The 18,462-nt window shown below is 33.2% G+C and carries 12 protein-coding genes; 5 read left to right on the top strand and 7 right to left on the bottom strand.

Annotated features, from left to right (window positions below):
• Nucleotide 1: 1 nt before the first annotated feature.
• The 7 genes from B0A64_RS11015 to dnaK all read right to left on the bottom strand — a co-directional run bounded on the left by B0A64_RS11015 (nucleotide 2) and on the right by dnaK (nucleotide 13,492).
• Entirely contained in the window at nucleotides 2-3,034 is a 3,033-nt protein-coding gene (locus B0A64_RS11015; protein WP_089479567.1) for a SusC/RagA family TonB-linked outer membrane protein, read from the bottom strand.
• Nucleotides 3,035-3,278: 244 nt separating this feature from the next.
• On the bottom strand, nucleotides 3,279-6,020 hold the full coding sequence (locus tag B0A64_RS11010) for a helix-turn-helix and ligand-binding sensor domain-containing protein (RefSeq protein WP_089479566.1): 2,742 nt from the start codon (nucleotides 6,018-6,020) through the stop codon (nucleotides 3,279-3,281).
• A gap of 120 nt (nucleotides 6,021-6,140) precedes the next feature.
• Nucleotides 6,141-6,647 carry a hypothetical protein gene (locus B0A64_RS11005; protein ID WP_089479565.1) on the bottom strand — a complete coding sequence of 169 codons (507 nt, stop codon included), beginning with the start codon at nucleotides 6,645-6,647 and terminating at the stop codon, nucleotides 6,141-6,143.
• A 42-nt stretch (nucleotides 6,648-6,689) separates the two neighbouring features.
• Nucleotides 6,690-7,874, bottom strand: a complete 1,185-nt coding sequence (locus B0A64_RS11000) for an acetate/propionate family kinase (RefSeq protein ID WP_089479564.1) — start codon at nucleotides 7,872-7,874, stop codon at nucleotides 6,690-6,692.
• Nucleotides 7,875-8,101: 227 nt separating this feature from the next.
• The gene (gene pta, locus B0A64_RS10995) at nucleotides 8,102-10,195 is read right to left on the bottom strand and encodes a phosphate acetyltransferase (RefSeq protein WP_089479563.1); all 2,094 of its coding nucleotides are present in this window, start codon (nucleotides 10,193-10,195) and stop codon (nucleotides 8,102-8,104) included.
• Nucleotides 10,196-10,241: 46 nt separating this feature from the next.
• Nucleotides 10,242-11,312, bottom strand: a complete 1,071-nt coding sequence (gene corA / locus B0A64_RS10990; RefSeq protein WP_089479562.1) for a magnesium/cobalt transporter CorA — start codon at nucleotides 11,310-11,312, stop codon at nucleotides 10,242-10,244.
• A gap of 293 nt (nucleotides 11,313-11,605) precedes the next feature.
• Nucleotides 11,606-13,492 carry a molecular chaperone DnaK gene (gene dnaK / locus B0A64_RS10985; RefSeq protein WP_089479561.1) on the bottom strand — a complete coding sequence of 629 codons (1,887 nt, stop codon included), beginning with the start codon at nucleotides 13,490-13,492 and terminating at the stop codon, nucleotides 11,606-11,608.
• A 372-nt stretch (nucleotides 13,493-13,864) separates the two neighbouring features.
• Between dnaK and B0A64_RS10980 the strand changes: the two genes are divergently transcribed.
• The 5 genes from B0A64_RS10980 to B0A64_RS10960 all read left to right on the top strand — a co-directional run bounded on the left by B0A64_RS10980 (nucleotide 13,865) and on the right by B0A64_RS10960 (nucleotide 18,460).
• Nucleotides 13,865-15,142, top strand: coding sequence for a Na+/H+ antiporter (locus tag B0A64_RS10980; RefSeq protein WP_089479609.1), 1,278 nt, complete (start codon nucleotides 13,865-13,867; stop codon nucleotides 15,140-15,142).
• Nucleotides 15,143-15,380: 238 nt separating this feature from the next.
• Complete coding sequence (locus tag B0A64_RS10975; RefSeq protein ID WP_089479560.1) at nucleotides 15,381-15,818, top strand: acyl-CoA thioesterase; 438 nt, start codon at nucleotides 15,381-15,383, stop codon at nucleotides 15,816-15,818.
• 90 nt (nucleotides 15,819-15,908) lie between these two features.
• Complete coding sequence (locus B0A64_RS10970) at nucleotides 15,909-16,757, top strand: mechanosensitive ion channel family protein (protein ID WP_089479559.1); 849 nt, start codon at nucleotides 15,909-15,911, stop codon at nucleotides 16,755-16,757.
• A gap of 207 nt (nucleotides 16,758-16,964) precedes the next feature.
• Nucleotides 16,965-17,354, top strand: coding sequence for a DUF1398 domain-containing protein (locus B0A64_RS10965; RefSeq protein ID WP_089479558.1), 390 nt, complete (start codon nucleotides 16,965-16,967; stop codon nucleotides 17,352-17,354).
• 248 nt (nucleotides 17,355-17,602) lie between these two features.
• On the top strand, nucleotides 17,603-18,460 hold the full coding sequence (locus B0A64_RS10960; RefSeq protein WP_089479557.1) for a sulfurtransferase: 858 nt from the start codon (nucleotides 17,603-17,605) through the stop codon (nucleotides 18,458-18,460).
• The last annotated feature ends 2 nt before the right edge of the window (nucleotides 18,461-18,462 follow it).

Raw genomic sequence — 18,462 nt, 5'->3', positions numbered from 1 at the left:
ATTAAAATTTTAAATTAGCACCAAGAACGAAAGATCTTAGAGTAGGATAAGCATCAAGCTCGATTCCTTGAGTTCCGTAAGGATTACCATCACCATTTAACTCAGGAGAAAATCCAGAGAATTTTTGAGTAATAAATGGATTAATTGCGTTTACGTAAATTCTGCAATAGTTTACAAAACTTGTGTCATTTAAAGGAAGTTTATATCCTAAAGTGATGTTATTGATTCTAAAGAAATCACCTGATTCTAAATAGTATGTAGAAGCATAAGGAACTTCATTAAATGGTTTAGGATTAGCTGCAGTTGTATTGGTTGGAGTCCAGTAATTGTTTGTTAAAGAAGCCTCAACATTTTCGCCTGTAAAACGTTGCGCTTTTTTACCATTATAAACTTTAGCACCACCTGTACCGTATCCGTCAACAGAGAAATCAATATTTTTATAGTTTAATCCTAATGATACACCGTAATTGCTTTTTGGCAAAATCGAACCTACATATTTTTTATCTTTAGTAGCATCCAAAGCAGTTTGAACTACTTTATCACCAGCTGCATTATAGTACAACATTTTACCATTTGTCTGATCAATTCCTGCATACTCGTAGAGATAGAAACTACCTAATGGCTGACCAACAGAAGTTTTGTTTAATATTTTGGTATCCTGACCATTTCCTAAATTTCCTCCAATAATTGGCGAAATATCAAAATCTTTTAAAGCAGAAAGCTTATTTTGGTTTTGAGAAAAGTTTCCACCAACCCAGTAGCTTAAATCTTCACTAATTTTATCATCCCAACGTAACGAAAGTTCGTAACCTTTGTTAGAAACTTCTCCAACGTGAGCAGGACTTGCTATTGTCAATCCTGAAGGGATATAAGGTTTTGTATTTAAAATTACGTTACTTGTATTTTTGTCATAATAATCAACACTACCTTTTAATCTGCTGTTTAATAATTCGAAATCAAGACCTACAGAAGCTTCTTCTGTAATTTCCCAAGATAAACTTGGATCGATTTGTGAATTAATTGTAGTTCCCGGATACAAGATTGAACCGCCTAAATAACCGTCTAATCCTGAAGCATAAGCCTGACTGTTTAATGGTACATTTTGGTTACCCAATTTACCCCAGCTACCTCTTAATTTAATTAAATCAACACCTTTAATATTCGATAAGAAACTTTCTTTTGTCATGATCCAACCCAGACCAAAAGATGGAAAAGTTCCCCAACGGTAATCTTTTGCAAAATTTGAAGATCCGTCACGTCTAATAGTTCCGGTCAATAAATACCTGTCCATTAACTTATATTGAAAACGACCAAAATAGGATGCTAACCTGCTTTCGTTATACGTTACGTCATATAAACTTGTAATATCTGATACATACTCTACACCATGCGCATCTTTAGAATTATACAAAGACCAATAGTTAGAATTTGTACTTACGTTTTTTCTTGCAATAGACAAAGTTTCTCTGGGTCCTTTTACAGAAGCCTCCATACCTGCAGTTAACTCAAGATCATGAATACCTCCAAAAAGTTTATTATAAGTAAAGTAGTTAGATAAGTTCCAATTAAAGTACTGCTCTCTACCTCTTGTCAATAAATTTACAGGATCACTTTTATGACTTTCTACATAGTCTGCAGCAGTTGTATTAGGGTTTGCTGCCATCCAGATCCCTTGTTTATCTTCATAATTGTATTGTTTCCAGGAATAGTATTCTCCATTAAATTGTGACGTAAATTTTAATCCTTTTACAATTTCATAATCTAATTTTAGACCACCTTGTAATGTTACGCTTCTTTGTTGCTCATTATAAAAATCTAATTGAGCCACAGGATTACCAACATTATTAAATGAAGAACCAATTTGATTCGCTACACCACTTGCATTAACACGTGATACACCATATTGTCCGTCAGAAAAACGTACAGGAACCAAAGGAGATTGTTTGTATGCATTAGTAAAAGCACCTAAAGGTTTTGGAGCAGAATTAGCTGAAGTAAAACTCAAGTTTTGAGTTAATGTTACTTTTTTAGAAATTTTAAATTCATTGTTATTTCTAAAAGTAGTACGGCTGTAGTTTAAACCATTTAAAATAGCTTGTTCTTCATAATTACCAGCACTGAAAAAATACTTCACATTTTCTGAAGCTCCAGAAATAGAGATATTGTTTTGAGTATAAGTTCCGGTTCTTGTAATTGCATCAAACCAATTTGTATTAACCGGTTGATTAGCAGCAAAAGTATTTGTACCTAAAGCCGCATTAGAATATGCTGCATATTGGTTAGAATCTGCCATTTTAACCTTTTTTAGAGGATTTCTAATACCGGCAAAACTTTCAATTTCTACAGATACTTTATCACCTTTACCTTTTTTGGTTGTAATAATGATAACTCCATTCGCTGCTCTGGTACCGTAAATTGCTAAAGATGAAGCATCTTTAAGAATTTCATACGAAGTAATATCGTTTGTATTGATATTATTGATATTCTCCGTTGGCATTCCGTCAACAATATACAAAGGAGATCTTCCTCCTAATGCAGTACCTAAACCTCTAATAACTACAGAAGGTGTACTACCTGGTAAATCAGATGAAATAACCTGAACACCAGCAGCTTTACCCTGAATAGCCTGAGAAGCATTTAAAACTTTTGTTTTTGAAATTTCCTCAGCTTTAATAGATGTAATTGCCGAAGTATTGTCAATTTTCTTTCTGGTACCATATCCAATTACTACGACATCTTTTAGAACAGTATCTCCTGCTTCTTTTAATGTGATGGTCATTGGAGCAGCGGTTGCAGGTATTGATTGAGCTTCAAAACCTAACATTGAGATCTTTAGTATCTCACCCTCTTTGGCGTTTATTGTAAAATTTCCGTCGAAATCAGCATCAGCAGAAGCTCTGGAATTTGAGGCAGCAACAATTGCTCCCGGAATTCCCATTCCACTACTGTCTACTACTTTTCCTTTAATTGCTTGTCCAGACATGTAAGCCGGAAGTAGCAAAAGTGCTAAAAAGCTAAAAATAAAATTTTTCATACAGTTTGTAATCGTTTAAGTTAGTAGAGCCAAATTAAACAATTACAACGTTGTAGTACATCAAATACCACTACTACACAGCTACATCATTATGTTAAATTACAAGTATATAGCAATGATTATCAATACTATAAATGTTAATTTTATTTTATTAACATAACGTTATGATGTAGTAATGATGTATTACAATTATGTAAAAAAAGACAAGTAAAAATATAATATCTTTAAAAATCAAATACAAATCTTACAGACTTAATAAAAATTTTGAGAGGTTTTCGTCCTGTGTGAGGTTTAATTTCTTTCTTAAGCGATATCTGTGCAATTCTACCCCTCTAAAAGAGATATTCATCATAGGTGCAATTTCTTTTGAAGAGAGGTTCATTTTAAGATAAACACAAAGTTTTATATCTTTTGGAGTAAGGTTTGGAAACTTTTTAGAAAGGGTAATTATAAATTCGTTGTGAATTTGATTCAGGTTTGTTTCAAAAATTTCCCATTCATGTTTATTGACTTCATTTATCTTAATTGCTTTTCTAATTTCGCTTTTAAGTTTATTAAAATCTTTTTCAGAATCTAAAATTCCCTGAATGTTATCAATCATTTCGGTTTGCTTTGCAATAGACAATGATTTTCCTGCAACCTCTGATGATTTTGTTTGCAATTCGAGTTCTAGAATATGTTTTTGATATTCCTGAACATTCAGTTCATTTTCAGCTTTAAGTTCCATCTCCAGAATTTCACGCTGATGCTTTAGTTCTTCTGCCTGTAACTTTAGTTTTTGCATATAACGAAGTTTATTCCACTTGTAATAGAAAAACAAGACCGCTCCTATAATCAGGAAATACAATAAGATCATCCAGAATGAAAAATACCAGGGTTCTGCAACTCTAAATTCGAAGCTGGAAACTTTTGTATAAGTGGCTCCATCATGTTTGTAAACCAATACAGAATGATAACCACTGTTTAGATTATTTAATACAATCAGACCATTAGAAATTGGCGTAAAATCTTTACTATCGAGTTTATAAAATAAATTAGGTTTACTGGCACCGTAAATTCCCGATATCACATTAATTTTAAGTTCCGTATTGTATTTAATTTTAGAATCATTAGCAGCCAAATTGCCTTCATTAAATGCTTCTATCTTAACATTAGAATTTTGTTTGTTTTCATATTTTAACTGAAGAGAGATAAAACCATCATCGAGATTTAACAAATAATGATTTTGAGTTTTAAAAATTCTCAAATTATCATTGATTAAGGTCCCTTTATAATATTTTTCCTGAATGATGTTCCAGACAAAAGTATTTCCCTTTGCATAAATGTGATACAAAATTCCGTCCTGAAGAACGACAAAATGATCTTCGTCGATTGAAACTACATCTGTTATATTTTTAAAATTAGAATTAAACTGGTCATTCTCTTCAAGAATATTAGAAATTGAATTATAGGTATACCACAAATTATTAATCAGGAAAAGAATCTCGTTCCTGAATTCAAAAATCTTGACTCCAAAGTCATTCTTGATTTTACTTTGTTGTGTAATATTTTCGACTTTTTTTGTTTTAAAATCATCATCGTAGACCACACGATATAAACCACGATAATTATCGGCAGCCCAAATTTCATTTTTTTTATTCTGGGCAACGTATTTTATAGGCTTCGAAAGATCTTTTATAACTCTGCTTTGCGTAAGCTTCGACATATCATCGTAAACCAGAACACCACTGTAAGTAGACTGAAAAAAAGTATTATTAATACTGCTCTTAGATAAATTCCATCCTCCGTTTATATTATTGATCTTAGACAATGAACCATTTTCATAACAAAAAGTTCCGTCATTATGACCTATAATATATTTATTCCCAATTTTACTAATATTCCATGCCTGTCCCTGTGTATTAGGTAACATTTTAAATTTGCCCGAAACAAATTCAAATATGCCGTGGTTCGAAGCAATCAAATAGCCTTTATCAATTGCTGCAACTGAATAAACTGAGCCTAAAATTCCCGAATTATCATAAAAAAAAGAGATTGGAGAATTTACTTCTACATGAGCAATTCCGTTATCCAAACCAAGCCATAAATCATTTTCTTTATCCAATCCAATACTCAGAATCGAGTTGTTCATTAACACATTATTCCTATCGATGTTTTTATAGGTATCCGTATTAAAATCATAAATAAAAACCCCTCTGTTTCCTGAACCTACAACCAGTTTATTGTCTTTAATAAATTTGGCTACATTAATTGTTGCCGCTTTTAAAGTTTCATTCAATGGATTATTCCAAGGTCTTAAACCTTCTTTTTCGACAATAAAAATTCCTTTTTTCTGGGTAAAAATATACGTCTTGTTTTGATATTTTTCGATCGCATGAACAACAGTATTCTTTAATACATTCCAGCCTTTTGGATTTGTTATTTTGGAACCATCCATTCTAAAAAGACCTTTTTCGACAGAGGCAACATAAACATTGTTATTGACTACGAAACAATAGGAAATTAAGAACGGAAATTTAATTTTTTGAATGTGTTTTCCATCATAAATAAAAACATCATTAAAAGATTGAAAATAGATCGAATCCTTAAACCTGAAAATTTTCCAGATTTCTTCATTGTCTTTTTCATCAAATAAACGCAGGTTTTTTGTAATCGAGACATAATGCATCTTACCATCTTCCCTGTACCAATAGCCAAACTCTTTGTAAGATCCGGAATATATTTTATCGCCTTCGATCATGATCGATCTGATAATAGTTTTATTAGGCAACGCATATTTTTCCCAAATTACACCATCGTATCGCAATAAATAATGATTATTGGCAAAATACATGGCGTCATCTTTACCCTGAACAACATTCCAGATCTGATTATCGCCCTGATAATCTGATTTATTATAATTTTCGACAAAAGGAAGTAATTCTTGCGCTTGAATTTGAGTAGCAATGAAAAAGAAGAAAAGTAGTTTTAAAAGTATCGATTTCAAAATAAGGTATTTTATATTCAAAGATACTGACAAATATTTAATCTGAAAATATAAAAAAGCTCCTCAATTAAGGAGCTCTTTTAGTTCTGTTTTGTACTTAAAAACAAATTATTGCTATATCTACTGTTTAAAAAAAAGTAGCCCGGTTTTAAAATCAATATTTTCTTTTTCTAATTTAAAAACTAAGCCTGAGTTTGCAGCTTGTTCAACATAAAATTCATCACCTTTATTTATTTTATTCCAATGTTCTTTTTTAAATGATTTCTCTCCTATTCTCCAATCATCAAAGATAATTATATGTGATTCGCTATTATCCTCACTATCAAAGAAATATTCTTTCTTCTTTACCTTTACTAAACCAACGTATTTTTGCTTCTCATTTAAATCATTGTAAAAATTAGTATCTGTAAGTGACCCTAATAAAAGAAAGGCATGTATTACAATTACAACTATTTTAAAAAACTCAAAAGTTGAATTAGAAGTATCAAAACCTACGCTTAAATAAACGATTAACAGAATTAAAAATGAAACAATCGAAATCCAGATTCTGAATTTTGACTTATTCTTTTTTTTGCTTTTTACAGCTTCTATATCAGCCTTTGTAAGCGGAATTTTGGTTAAGGGCATTTACAAGGTTTATTATTTTTTAGCACAACTTATAATAAAAAATTAGTTTTGAAGTAAATTATAAACCTGATTTGCAATTTCATACTCTTCATCTGTAGGTATCACCAAAACTTTTGTTTTTGAGTTTGGAGTATTAATTTCCCGAAGTGTTTTAGAACGAATTTCATTTTTCTCGTTATCCAATTCAATTCCAAAATAATCTAAATCAGTACAAACCAATTTACGCATAAACGATGAATTTTCGCCAATTCCTGCTGTAAAAACAATGGCATCCAAGCCGTTTAAAGCCGCTGCATAAGCACCAATGAATTTTTTAATACGATAAGCGTTCATCAATAAAGCAAGCTCACAATCTTTATTTCCTTTTGCTGCTTCTGACTCAATATCACGTAAATCACTATATCCCGTAAGACCAAGCATTCCGCTTTGTTTTAGCAAAATTGAGTTGACATCTTCTGCTGAATATCCCAGATTTTTGACCATATAAAAAATTACTGACTGATCGATATCTCCGGCACGGGTTCCCATTATTAAGCCATTTGCAGGCGAAAATCCCATTGTATGATCGATACTCTTTCCGTCTTTAATTGCAGTCATACTAGAGCCATTTCCTAAATGGATGGTAATGATTTTAGAACTTTTTTCTAAATATTCGATCGCCTTTTCAGACACATATTTATGACTTGTTCCATGAAAACCATAAACTCTGACTTTATTCTCTGTTAAGAGATAATTTGGAATCGCATATTTATGTGCTTCAACGGGAATCGTCTGATGAAAAGCCGTATCAAAAACAGCGACTTGTTTTGCTGATCCAAAAATTTCTTCGGCTACATTAATTCCTACCAAATGCGCTGGATTATGCAAAGGAGCCAATTCTGACAGTTCTTTTATTTTATCCTTAACTTCATCTGTAATGATGGTTGTGTCTGAAAAATAACTTCCTCCATGCACTACACGATGACCTACTGCACCAATTTCTGATGTTGATTTGATAACTCCTTTTTCCGGATTTAAAAGCAAATCAGCTACTTTTTGTAAACCTACTTTATGGTTAGGAATTGGAAGCAATTCTTCTAATGAATCCACAGAAGTTTTAAACGTTACATTTGAAGTCTCTAAACCAATTCTATCAATCATACCGGAACAAATTACTTCGTTTGTGGGCATAACCATTAATTGATATTTTATTGAGGAACTTCCTGAGTTGATAATTAATATTTTCATTTTTTTTATTTTTAGCCGCTAAGACACTAAGTCGCTAAGGTTCTGAGTTCTTTTTCTAAAGACTCAAAACTTTTAATTTCTAATTTATTTTATATTGAACACAAATATGAACGCGGATGAAACAGATTTGCTAAAGCAAAAACGCAGATTAAAACAGATTTTTTATCGCAATAACTTACTACGTAAAACTTATTATTAATAATTCATAACTAATAATTCATAATTGACTAAAGTCCCTGCGCCTGAATGGCTGTAATTACTACGGTGTTTATAATATCATCTACCGTACAACCACGGCTTAAATCGTTTACAGGCTTGTTTAATCCCTGCAACATTGGTCCAATGGCTAATGCTCCGGTTTCTCTTTGTACTGCTTTATAGGTGTTATTTCCGGTATTTAAATCCGGAAAGATAAGCACACTTGCTTGTCCTGCTACTTCAGAATCCGGCATTTTACTTTTTCCTACAGCACGATCGACAGCTGCATCGTATTGTATTGGTCCTTCAATTTTTAAATCAGGACGTTTTCGTTTTACAATTTCTGTTGCAGTTCGAACCTTATCCACTTCATCTCCTTTTCCTGATGCTCCCGAAGAATACGATAACATTGCAATTTTGGGTTCTATGCCAAAAGCGGAGCTTGATTCAGCCGATGAAATTGCAATTTCGGCCAATTGTTCTGCGGTTGGATTTGGATTAATAGCACAGTCTCCAAAAACAGAAACTCTGTCTTCTAAACACATGAAGAATACCGATGAAACTACAGACGAATTTGGTTTTGTTTTAATGAATTGTAAGGCAGGCAAAATAGTATGCTGAGTCGTGTGTGCTGCGCCGGAAACCATTCCGTCAGCATGACCTTTATAAACCATCATGGTACCAAAATACGAAACATCTTCCATCAAATCTCTCGCCATTGTAATGCTTACATTCTTCTCTTTTCGAAGTTCATAATAAGTATTGGCGTAATCCTCATAAAGTTTAGATTCTTTTGGATTGATGATATTTACTTTCGAAAAATCGAATGTAATTCCCAGCTCAGTAACTTTATTTTCGATTTGTTTTTTGTCCCCAATAATCGAAATATCAACTACATCCATATCCAATAATCTCGAAGCAGCAATGATAATTCGATCATCATTTCCTTCCGGCAAAACAATATGTTTGCGATGTTGTTTGGCTCTTTTTACCATATTGTACTGAAACATTTTTGGTGTCATGCCTTCCGGTACAAAAGTGATTAATCTTTCGGACAAAGTCTCAACTTCGACATATTTTTCAAAAGTCGTTATCGAGGTTTCTATTTTATGGGTATTGTTTGCGTAAATTTCTGATCTTATAGAACCAATTTTGTTGGTAATGTGGTATGTTCCTCCATCAACAGCAATAATTGGAACAATTGCCGAAAGTCCTTCAATAAGCTTTAAAATGCTTTCTTCCGGAACTATATTTCCGGTTAGAATAATTCCTGAGATAGTAGGATAATTAGCCGATTCATTAGCCTGCAGAGCTCCTAAAATAATATCCGAACGGTCTCCCGGTGTAATCACCAAGGCATTATCGTGCAAGTGAACCAGGTAATTATGCAATTGCATGGCTCCAACACTAAAATGACCAATTTCATTATTTAAATAGGCATGCCCAAACAATACTTTTGCATCCAGCTGATTGACGATTTCCTGCATCGTTGGATTATTCAAACTGGAAATTAAAGGAATAGTATTGATCAAAACATTAGCCGGTAAACTTTTTTGTAGTCCCTGAGTAACCAATTCTATATTTTCGAATTGAACTTTATTTGCAACAACAGATAAAACCTCAACTTCTTTTACTTTAAAAGAATCGTAAACTAAATACAGGCTGTCTACTAATTCTTCTAACGTTTTGCCAACTCCAGAACCTATGATTATAGTAGGAATACCAAGGTTTTTTGCTATTAAAACATTCAAATCCAGTTCTATCGAAGTTCCTTCTCCTGTAAAACTTGTTCCTTCGACCAAAACGAAATCAAAACGTTCTTCAAGCTTTTTATATTTTTCGATAATTAAATCTAAAACCTCCCCTATTTTGCCTTTATTCTTTTTCTTGATTAGTTTGCTTTTGGTAATTGCATACGCATCTTCAAACTTAATATCAAGATCAAAATACGAAAGAACTGTCTCGATATGATTGTCTTGTTCTCCATCAATAAAATCCTCTACAATTGGTCTAAAATACCCCACTTTGGCCGTTTTACCAATCAAAATGCTCATTAAACCGAGGGTAACAATCGATTTTCCGCTATTTTGGTCGCTTGTGGCTATATATACTGCTTTACTCATAATTTATATTTTGAAACTTATAGTGTTTAAAATTGTATCCTGAACATTAAAACCAACGTCTTCTTTTAAAGTAAATTATCAAAGCGATAACGAGAAAAAACATCGCAACCATCACGCTTTGATATCCATACTTATAGCGTAGTTCAGGCATATTCTCGAAGTTCATACCGTAAACTCCCACAATAAAAGTAAGCGGAATAAATATGGCAGAAATGATCGTTAATGTTTTCATTATCTCATTCATTTTCCGGCTTTGTTCAGAAAAATAAAAGTTCGAAGCACTTTCCAGTGAACTCATATCAGACTCGATCTGTTCTAAAAGTTCTAAACTTTTTTGATGCAGACGAATGAAAAAACTAAAAGTTTCTTTTTCAATTCCATTATAGGTATCATCGTCTTTAATCGTTTTAAGATAATACAATGAATCCCGAAGCGGAATTATGGAACGCTTTAAAAAATTAAAGTTATCACGATGATTTTCAATCTTTTCCAGAATAACAGGATCAGCTCCTTTTTTAGTTAAATTGATCAATTCTTCGATCTTGTCTTCTTCATCTTCAATCGTAATGTAAAAATTTTCCATTACGGCATCCAATAGCAAATAAAGTAGATAATCAACCTTTTTTGTCCGTACGATCCCTGCATGTGTTCGAAGACGTTCGCGAATATGAGCAAAAAAATCACTTCGCTTTTCCTGAAACGAAATCAAAATTCCGTCTTTTAAGATAAAACTAATCTGCTCAACGCTTATATTGTCGGAATATTCAGAAGGTAAAAGCGATTTTATATTAAAAAATAAAATATCCCTTTGCTCCTCTAGCTTTGTTCTTTTGGTAGTGTTTAAAATATCTGCCAATAAAAAATCATCCAGCTTAAAATGCGCACCAATTGTTTTAATTAAATTAATATCATTTAAGCCATGAATATTAAGCCAGTTATTTTTGGTATAATCAATACAGGTATTTAGAGCCAATACCGTAAATTTCTCATATTCAACCACATCTGCATCATCATAAACAAAAAGCTGCATCTCTGTCTGATGCTCTTTTTGCGTGCCTGTATATTCTAAAGTTATATGCTGAAGCTTTCGCCCTTTCTTGTATTTTATCTTTCTCATTCAAAAATGATTTACATAGTAATATTACGAAAAAGAATCTGAATGGGAAATGACAATTGTCATTTTGATAAAAAATTCGTGTAACAGAATTATTTATTTTGTAATCTTTATACTACTTTTTTTAACCCTGACAGGTTTTAAAAACCTGTCGGGGTTAATCCACAACGATAACATAATTCCATAAAAAAACCGAGTCATTTCTGACTCGGTTTTTCCTTATTTATGATCTTCAAAAGATCCCGATAAAAATCGGGATAAGCGATTCACATTCCGATAAATCGGAAGTTCTCTGCTTATTTTACTTCTTCAAATTCAACATCTTCAACATTGTCACCTTGCGATTGCTCTTGTTGTGGAGCTGCTTGTTGACCTTGTTCGCCACCTTGAGCGTACATTGCTTCTGTAGCTGTTTTCCAAGCTGCATTTACATTGTCTAATCCTTTTTGGATTGCTTCAAGATCTTGAGATTGGTGAGCAAATCTTAATTCAGTCAAAGCAAATTCGATAGCTGTTTTTTGATCGTCTGTTAATTTACTTCCCAATTCTTTCAATTGAGTTTCAGTTTGGAAAATAGTACTATCAGCTTCGTTTAATTTCTCAGCTCTTTCTTTAGCTATTTTATCAGATTCAGCGTTAGCTTCAGCATCTTGTTTCATTTTTTCGATTTCTTCAGAAGTTAATCCAGAAGAAGCTTCGATACGGATATCGTGAGATTTTCCAGTTCCTTTATCAGTAGCAGTTACCTTGATGATACCATTAGCATCAATATCAAAAGTAACCTCGATTTGAGGAACTCCTCTTGGTGCTGGTGGAATACCATCTAAGTGGAAACGACCAATAGTTTTGTTATCAGCAGCCATTGCTCTAGCTCCTTGCAATACGTGAAGCTCAACAGATGGTTGAGAATCAGAAGCAGTAGAGAATACTTGTGATTTTTTAGTTGGAATAGTTGTGTTAGACTCAATTAATGTAGTCATAACACCACCCATAGTTTCGATACCTAAAGATAAAGGTGTAACGTCAAGTAACAATACATCTTTTACATCTCCAGATAAAACTCCACCTTGAATAGCTGCTCCAATAGCAACAACTTCATCAGGGTTAACACCTTTAGAGGCTTTTTTACCAAAGAATTTTTCAACTTCGTCAGCAATTCTTGGCATACGAGTAGAACCTCCAACAAGAATAACTTCGTCAATATCAGATGTAGTCAAACCTGCATCTTTTAATGCTTTAGCAACTGGCTCCATAGAACGTTTAACTAATGCATCAGTTAATTGCTCAAATTTAGCTCTTGATAATTTTTTTACTAAGTGTTTTGGTCCAGAAGCAGTAGCTGTAACGTATGGCAAGTTGATTTCAGTTTCTGAAGAAGAAGACAATTCAATTTTTGCTTTCTCTGCAGCTTCTTTCAAACGTTGCAATGACATTGGGTCAAGACGTAAGTCAATACCTTCTTCAGCTAAAAATTCATTAGCCAACCAGTCAATGATTTCATGGTCAAAATCATCTCCACCTAAGTGAGTATCACCATTTGTAGATAATACTTCAAATACACCGTCTCCTAATTCAAGAACAGAGATATCAAAAGTACCTCCACCTAAATCGTAAACAGCAATTTTTTGATCAGTTCCTTTTTTATCTAATCCGTAAGCAAGTGCAGCAGCAGTTGGCTCATTGATGATACGCATAACTTTAAGACCTGCAATTTCTCCAGCTTCTTTCGTAGCTTGACGTTGTGCATCATTAAAGTAAGCAGGAACAGTAATAACCGCTTCAGTTACAGTTTGACCTAAATAGTCTTCAGCAGTTTTTTTCATTTTTTGAAGAGTCATTGCTGACAATTCCTGAGCAGTATATAAACGACCATCAATATCCACACGTGGTGTATTGTTGTCCCCTTTTACTACTTTGTATGAAACTCTTTTTGCTTCGTTTGTTGTCTCAGCAAAAGTGTGTCCCATAAAACGTTTAATAGAAGCAATCGTTTTTGTAGGATTCGTTACCGCTTGTCTTTTTGCAGGATCACCTACTTTAATTTCTCCACCTTCAACAAAAGCGATGATAGATGGCGTTGTTCTTTTTCCTTCTGCGTTAGGAATAACAACTGCTTCGTTACCTTCCATTACAGAAACACAAGAGTTCGTCGTACCTAAGTCAATTCCGATTATTTTACCCATTTTTTATATATTTAATTTTTGATATACATTTTATAACTCAGGTGGCATAAGTCAATCTTTGTGCCAATATAAAAAACCAAAGTAAATTGTCAGTTTTACTGTCGACACATTAAAAACTATCTGACAACATGACATTTTAGAAACCTGACATTCGTGGCATATCAGCACTTTACGTGTCATTATTAGGAGCTGTTTCCTGCTATCCACTATATCTTTTATGTCTGCCGCGGCCGACATAAAAGGATGTCGCTTCTATCAGGGCCAGGGAAATTATTTCCATAAAAAAATCATCTTATTTTGATGCTTTAATGACTTTCAATGCTTTCAACTAAAACCCAAATACTTATATTAGCTTCTTCAAAATTTATTTTAATGGAAAACTACAGTATTATTATTTTTATTCTTGCCATCGTAATTGGTCTTTCCGCATTTGCTGATAAAGTAAAATTACCATACCCAATTCTTTTGGTAATTGTTGGTATTGCCATAGGTTTTATTCCGTCTATGGGCGAAATCGAAATAAATCCTGAAATTATTTTTCTGATATTTCTTCCTCCTTTATTATATGATGCCTCTTTTAATATCTCTCCTAAAGATTTCAAAACCAACATTAATACTATTGGTACTTTGGCCATATCACTGGTTTTTTTAACCACAATTGGTATTGCCGTTGTAGCGCGTTATATAATTCCAGGAATGACCTGGCCATTATCATTTGTACTGGGGTCTATCCTTTCGGCAACTGATGCTGTTGCAGCAATAAGCATTACAAAAGGATTAAAATTATCCCATAAAACCTTAACAATCCTCGAAGGCGAAAGTCTTATCAACGATGCGTCTGCACTTGTTGCCTATCGTTTTGCAGTAGCTGCCGTAATGGGATCTGCTTTTATAATCTGGAAAGCAACCCTGCAATTTGTATTATTACTTGGAGGCGGATTTCTGGTAGGCTTTGTAATGGCAAAAATTTTGTCATTTATACTAACCAGAGTTCATAAAAACATAAATGTAACTATTAGCTTCATGCTATTGATGCCTTTTGTAACCTACCTTATTGCAGAAAATCTACACGTTTCAGGAGTAATTGCAGTTGTTATTTTAGGACTGGCGATTGCGCGTTTCAGCAAAAAAATATTTCCCGAAAGTTTAAAAAATCAATCCAGAAGTCTTTGGGATATTATCATCTTTTTGCTAAACGGATTGATCTTTATCTTAATTGGACTCAACTTTCGTTATATCTTAAAAGATATTGACAACGATATGATCCTGCCTTATATTGGTTACGCAGCCATTATTACCGTTGTGGCTTTATTAATTAGGATGGCAAGGATATTTCTTCAGAAAATAAATCTTCAAAAAGCTTTTCAGAATACCAAAAGAAAACGAAAAGTAAGCGAACACGCTCTTCTTGATTTTAACAATAGTATCATTTTAAGCTGGTCCGGAATGCGCGGAATCGTATCTCTGGCAATTGCTCTTGGATTACCCAAATTGCTTCAGGACGGAACCCCGTTTCCGGAACGAACCGTTATTATTTTTATCTCTGTAGCTGTTGTACTTTTAACTCTTATTGGACAAGGGCTTACATTGCCTTTTATTGTCAAAAAATTGAACACTAAAAAAGTAGAGACAACCCCACTTTTCAAGTGATAAAAAAAGAGCTATACACGACATTATCAGCGGCACTGTAATGATAAAAGTTTAATAAAATAATGTAGAAATAAATATTTCTGAAATTAAAAAATTTATTATGCACGAATAATACTTTATAAATTTGTAACAATCTTTTTGCTTTTTTATTTGTAATTTCGGTTTTCTGAAAAGGATTATTTTTCCGAAAAATAATCCGTGTAAAAAATTCAGAATAAAATTAAAATTACAATACAAAATGGCTTCATTTATTAAAGAATTATCTTTTCGCTGGTCTGATCTTGACCCAAATTTTCACGTTCGTCATAGTGCTTATTACGATTTTGGTGCACAACACCGTATCGAAATTCTCGAAGAACTGGGTTTAACCCTAAAAGTAATGCAAACCCAAAGTTTTGGTCCTGTTTTGTTTAGAGAAGAATGTATTTTCAGAAAAGAATTAAAACTTTCTGATAAAATATTCCTCCATACCAAAACATCAAAAATGAAAGCCGATGCATCGCGTTGGTCAATCATTCATGAGTTTAGAAAAGAAGATGATACCCTTTGTGCTGTTATTACTGTTGATGGTGCCTGGATGGATACAAAATTGCGTAAATTAGCCTCTCCAACTCCTGAAATTGCAATTGAGGCTTTGAGCATTTTCCCAAAAAGTGATGACTTTGTTGGTCTTTAAAATAAAAGCTGATTTTTTATAAATTACGAAATCCAAAAAACACCTATTACAATTGTTGTTATTTGGATTTTTTGTTAAAAATTATGACTTATGATCGATTACTTAAAAGACTTCAGAATTGCTTTTTTTATTGCTATAATTGCCATTGTCACCATTATTCTTGGTGCAATTACAGACAAAGTATTGCGCTATTTTTTGTATCGTAAACTAAGCAATAAAGAATATGATGCAACAGGTTTTAGGTTTCTAAAACATTTGATTATAACCGTAATTTACATTTTAGGCTTTGCTTTTGCCTTAATACAAATTCCTGAATTTAAAATCATTGGACATTCCTTCTTAGCAGGTGCAGGAGTTATATCTCTAGTCGCAGGTTTAGCTTCGCAACAAGCTTTGAGTAATATTGTAAGCGGAATTTTTCTGGTAATTTTTAAGCCTTTCCGAATCAATGATAAAATTACTATCAACAATTTTGTTGGGACAGTCGAAGATATTAATTTGAGACAAGTAGTCCTTAAAGATGCCGAAAACAATAGAATTATAATTCCAAACTCCGTAATTAGCAATCAGATTATTGTCAACACCAATATGCACGATACCAAATGTTGCAAAATAATCGAGATTGGTATTGGTTACAAATCCAATATCGAAAATGCATTAACAATCATGCAAGACGAAATCGCTAAACATCCTTTATTTGTAGATACCAGAACAGCAGAAGATAAAAAGCAAAAAAAGCAATTAGTAACAGCTCGTGTGGTTGCACTTGCAGACTCATCTGTAACTATAAAAGCATGGGCATGGGCAAAAAACTCTACTGATGGTTTTGTAATGTATTGCGACTTATTGCAAAGTATCAAAAAACGTTTTGATGAAGCCAATATCGATATTCCGTATCCACAAAGAGTAGTAACGTTTAAAAACAACAAGAAGGAGTAATAATTTGTCTGTTTTTATTTTCTGATAACTTTAAGATTTTAATTTTTGATTTTAAAATCATTAACTTTAATTTTATAAATGCTCCAAACGAAATTAATTTATTTGTTTTGCCACGAATTTCACAAATTAGCATGAATTAATAGTTAAAAGCATTACGAATAAAAAATTTATGGCAACCTTTTTTTAATAATCTAAAACTGAAATAGTATGTTTACACTCGAACAAATAAAAGAAGCACATGCCAAAGTACAAAGTGGTGCAGATTTTCCAAATTATATACAAGACCTGATTATTTTGGGTGTAAAAGGCTATGACACCTTTGTCAATAATGGTAACGTCGAATATTATGGCGTGAATAATTACACTGTTTCGGCAGACGAAAAATATCCTGAAATTCAGGTTGCCCCTGTTGCCAATAAAGAACGTTTTATCGAATTTTTAGTAATGCATCAGGATGGTCAAACAGATTATTTAACCTTTTGCAGTCATGCCGCTCAATCCGGAATTGCAAAATGGCGTGTTGATATCATCGAAATGACCTGCACCTACTTCGACAAATCGAATAACGAAATACTGATCGAAAAAATCCCGGGTTAATCCAATAAAAAAGTGATGCTGTTTCCCAATAAAAAAAGAAATTTTGTTTTGGTAAAGTTATTTTAATCCCTTTATTTTCTATTTGCTTTTTGGGATTTGCTCAAAGCAAAAAAGGAATTCAAAATTTAAAGTAATTGCTTTTTACACCGCCAAAAAACGATCAGGCGCACATCAGTTTTGTGCATGAAGTCAATTAGTACTGAATGCATTGCTTTGGTTAGGGAATTCTAAAAAACAAAATCAATACGATGCCAAACAAACTATCTCCGATATTAAATCCTGAGGAACTTTTAAAAATAAAAGATTCATCAGAAATTGTTTTAGTCGATGCCAGAGCCGGAATTGATGCCTTCGAAAATTACAAAAACGAACATCTCAAAGGTGCTCGTTATGTCGATTTGAATCGGGATTTGGCAACAGTCGAAACCAATCCTGCAAACGGTGGAAGACATCCCTTACCCTCTTTAGAAAAATTTTCCGGAGTGCTTTCAAAAACAGGAATCTCTCCTTCTGATCACATCATAATTTATGATGATAAAAACGGATCAAATGCCGCAGCGAGGTTTTGGTGGATGTTACGCGCAATTGGTCATGAAAAAGTTCAGGTTTTAAACGGAGGTTTACAAGCAGCAATAAAAGCTGGTTTTCCGGTAAGCTCGGCACCCGAAATTTACGACCCAACGCAGGACTATCCAATTTTAAAATGGTATTTGGGTTTAGCCGATATTAACGAAGTCGAAAAAGCCCGAAACAACGACGAAAATATCGTAATTGATGTACGGGATAAAAATCGTTTTGATGGTCTTACAGAACCCCTGGATTTAATTGCAGGACATATTCCCGGTGCGATAAATGTTCCGTTTAGCGAAAACTTAAATGAAGATGGACGCTACAAATCAGCCGAAGCTTTAAATAAAAAGTACAAAGACATTTTAGCCAATAAAAATTCAGAAAATGTAATTGTACATTGTGGTTCCGGAGTTACCGCTTGCCACACATTACTAGCGATGGATTATGCCGGACTTCCAATTCCAAAACTTTATGTAGGTTCCTGGAGCGAATGGTCCAGAAACGATCGCGAAATGGCAACAAAAGAAATTAAGTAACC

Source organism: Flavobacterium araucananum (assembly GCF_002222055.1).
GTDB classification, from domain to species: domain Bacteria; phylum Bacteroidota; class Bacteroidia; order Flavobacteriales; family Flavobacteriaceae; genus Flavobacterium; species Flavobacterium araucananum.
This window is presented reverse-complemented; position numbering and strand designations above follow the sequence as displayed.

Bases quoted from the DNA above. Each gene is read 5' to 3' on its own strand.
- B0A64_RS11005 (WP_089479565.1), bottom strand. From the start codon at position 6,647: ATGCCCTTAACCAAAATTCCGCTTACAAAGGCTGATATAGAAGCTGTA.
- B0A64_RS10965 (WP_089479558.1), top strand. From the start codon at position 16,965: ATGTTTACACTCGAACAAATAAAAGAAGCACATGCCAAAGTACAAAGT.
- B0A64_RS10970 (WP_089479559.1), top strand. From the start codon at position 15,909: ATGATCGATTACTTAAAAGACTTCAGAATTGCTTTTTTTATTGCTATA.
- corA (WP_089479562.1), bottom strand. From the start codon at position 11,312: ATGAGAAAGATAAAATACAAGAAAGGGCGAAAGCTTCAGCATATAACT.
- B0A64_RS11015 (WP_089479567.1), bottom strand. From the start codon at position 3,034: ATGAAAAATTTTATTTTTAGCTTTTTAGCACTTTTGCTACTTCCGGCT.
- B0A64_RS10960 (WP_089479557.1), top strand. From the start codon at position 17,603: ATGCCAAACAAACTATCTCCGATATTAAATCCTGAGGAACTTTTAAAA.
- B0A64_RS11000 (WP_089479564.1), bottom strand. From the start codon at position 7,874: ATGAAAATATTAATTATCAACTCAGGAAGTTCCTCAATAAAATATCAA.
- B0A64_RS10980 (WP_089479609.1), top strand. From the start codon at position 13,865: ATGGAAAACTACAGTATTATTATTTTTATTCTTGCCATCGTAATTGGT.
- pta (WP_089479563.1), bottom strand. From the start codon at position 10,195: ATGAGTAAAGCAGTATATATAGCCACAAGCGACCAAAATAGCGGAAAA.
- dnaK (WP_089479561.1), bottom strand. From the start codon at position 13,492: ATGGGTAAAATAATCGGAATTGACTTAGGTACGACGAACTCTTGTGTT.
- B0A64_RS10975 (WP_089479560.1), top strand. From the start codon at position 15,381: ATGGCTTCATTTATTAAAGAATTATCTTTTCGCTGGTCTGATCTTGAC.